Here is a 2,179-nt window from a genome sequence, read left to right as displayed (position 1 = left end):
GGAACACCAGTGGGCGCAGTACGGCGAAGTGCGCGCGGATATTCTGGTGGTTAAAACGACCATTGCAGATGTTGATAAAGCGATGGCTGAAATGTCCACGCAGGTGCAGGCGCAGTTCAATGATGTGACTGCAGCGCTGGAAGATAAGCTCACCGCCGTAGTTGATGCTACAGGAGCATCTGCAATTTACACCCTCAAAACCGGAGTCCGGATTAACGGTGTGATGTATAACGCCGGGATGTCGATTGCAGTGCTGGCCGAAGCGGGTAAACCGGTAGTCACTCGTGTCGGATTTAACGCCAATCAATTCGTCCTGATGAGTGGCAGCGGTGATACGCAATATTCACCCTTTGCAGTGGTGAATGGTCAGGTGTTTATCAGTGATGCGTTTTTCCGTGATGCCTCCATTGATTTCGGAAAAATTACTGACAGCCTGCAGTCATCAAACTTTATAGCAGGTCCGGGCGGGCGTGGATGGAAATTACCAAAATCAGGGAATGCAGAGTTTCATGGAAGCCTGTACGCAGATGGCGGAGCGTTTGCATTTAACGGCACCAATAACACCGTCGTAATCAACGGGAATGGGCTGACGGTTAATTTGTCCGGTGGCGGTCGGGTTGTAGTCGGGAGGTGGTGATATGCCGGAGGGGATATTAATCGACTATAACGATGGCCGTCCGGCAATGGCAATTACTGCGGGGCTGCGTGCCCCCAGTTTTTGTACATCCTTTTCGGGCTGGTCACCCCAGTCAATGCAGTACCCGGTCAATACACCGCTAGTTCCCGGATCACAGGCTATCGTGGTGCCAACTAACCCCATTTACATCTATTCCTATGCTGAATTTGATGTGGCCATTATGACGAGCGTCACTCGCAACGGTAATTCCGGGGTCATCATTGGCGCAGAGACCATCGGGGGGAAAGCCATCACTCCTGACTGGTCTGGTTATGTCATGGAGCTGCTGCCTGCGGCGACGTATAACGAAGGATTGCTGGTTTCAAACTCGACTGACTTCACCGCCATATCCAACCAGGCCGCGCTGATGACCTGCGCCTGGTCCGGACGCATTACGGTTAGCGGCAGCGCGCCGCTTCCGGTCAGCGGTATTCCATTTGGCAAATGGGATAACCCGAATGTGTCGGTGGGCTTTGATGGCACCAGTATCATCGTGCGCGATATCTCCTACACAGGACGGGACGATGTGGCCGGAACGGCGACGATTGACCTGGTGATATTCAATCAGACCGCACCTGTCGGCGGCGACGGTATCACGATGACTAACTCCGCAGGCCAGGTGACATTCTCCACGCTGAAACGCCCCTTTGTGTATGACCGACAAATCCAGATCACCGATGCCTTTCAGGATATTGGCGGTGGGTTCTGCCAGATAGTCTATACCGGCGTTCAGGTACGAATGATAGGTGGATGGGGAAATATCAGAACCAAAGGCGTGGTCATGTCAGGCGGTAGCGTCAGGTCAGCCTACAACAAAGTGTTTGCGGACCGCAATTCTGGCGCATGGGATATGACCCGAAACAGAAATATCGCCATGCCCATTCTTATTCTTCCGAACATGTACTGAGGAAAAACTATGTCAGCAGGAACATTAACCCTGACGAATAACTCTGCTGCGGTTGCTGGCAGCGGAACCGCGTTTACTACCGAGGTGGCGGCCGGAGATTTTATTGTTGTCACTGTCGGCGGCGTTCCCTATACGCTCCCGATTAAATCAGTGGAAAGCGGTACAGCGTTGACGCTGGTCAGCAATTTTACCGGACCGACACAAACTGGCGCGGCCTGGTCAGCTGTTCCTCGTGTGGCGCTGAATATGGTCACCGCGGCGCTGGTGGCACAAAGTGCAGAAGCCCTGCGCGGACTGAACTACGACAAGCAGAACTGGCAGCAGTTTTTTACTGCCGATGGTGATGTAACGATTACGCTTCCTGATACCAGCCAGACAACGGGGCCATCAGCGAAAAAGTTAATTAAAAGTGTTAACGATAAGGCAGATAAAACAGCGCTTGCAGATTACGCCAAAAAGGGCAGCAACAGTGATATCACGAGTCTTTCCGGCCTGACGACTGCCCTGAGTGTTACACAGGGAGGGACTGGTGGTAATAGCCAGCAATCAGCATGTCATGGTATAGGGGCGCTTCAGGTAAATCGAACTGTATCTAA

General features: G+C 52.6%; 2 protein-coding genes and 1 pseudogene. All 3 read left to right on the top strand.

The window, feature by feature from the left end:
* Positions 1-637, top strand: a 637-nt coding sequence (locus OGV69_RS22815; RefSeq protein WP_286469408.1) for a phage tail tip fiber protein, incomplete at its 5' end; no start/stop codon positions are given.
* Between the two features lies 1 nt (position 638).
* Positions 639-1,583 (top strand): DUF6453 family protein, encoded by a 945-nt coding sequence (locus tag OGV69_RS22810; RefSeq protein WP_069325472.1) that lies wholly within the window; start codon positions 639-641, stop codon positions 1,581-1,583.
* A 9-nt stretch (positions 1,584-1,592) separates the two neighbouring features.
* Positions 1,593-2,179, top strand: a pseudogene (locus tag OGV69_RS22805) (phage tail fiber protein); the annotation flags it as partial.

Origin of the sequence: Citrobacter sp. Cc139, assembly GCF_030334645.1 — a bacterium.
Classification (GTDB): Bacteria; Pseudomonadota; Gammaproteobacteria; order Enterobacterales; family Enterobacteriaceae; genus Citrobacter; species Citrobacter werkmanii.
The sequence above is the reverse complement of the archived record's forward strand: the minus strand, read 5'-3'. Positions and strand labels throughout refer to the sequence as shown.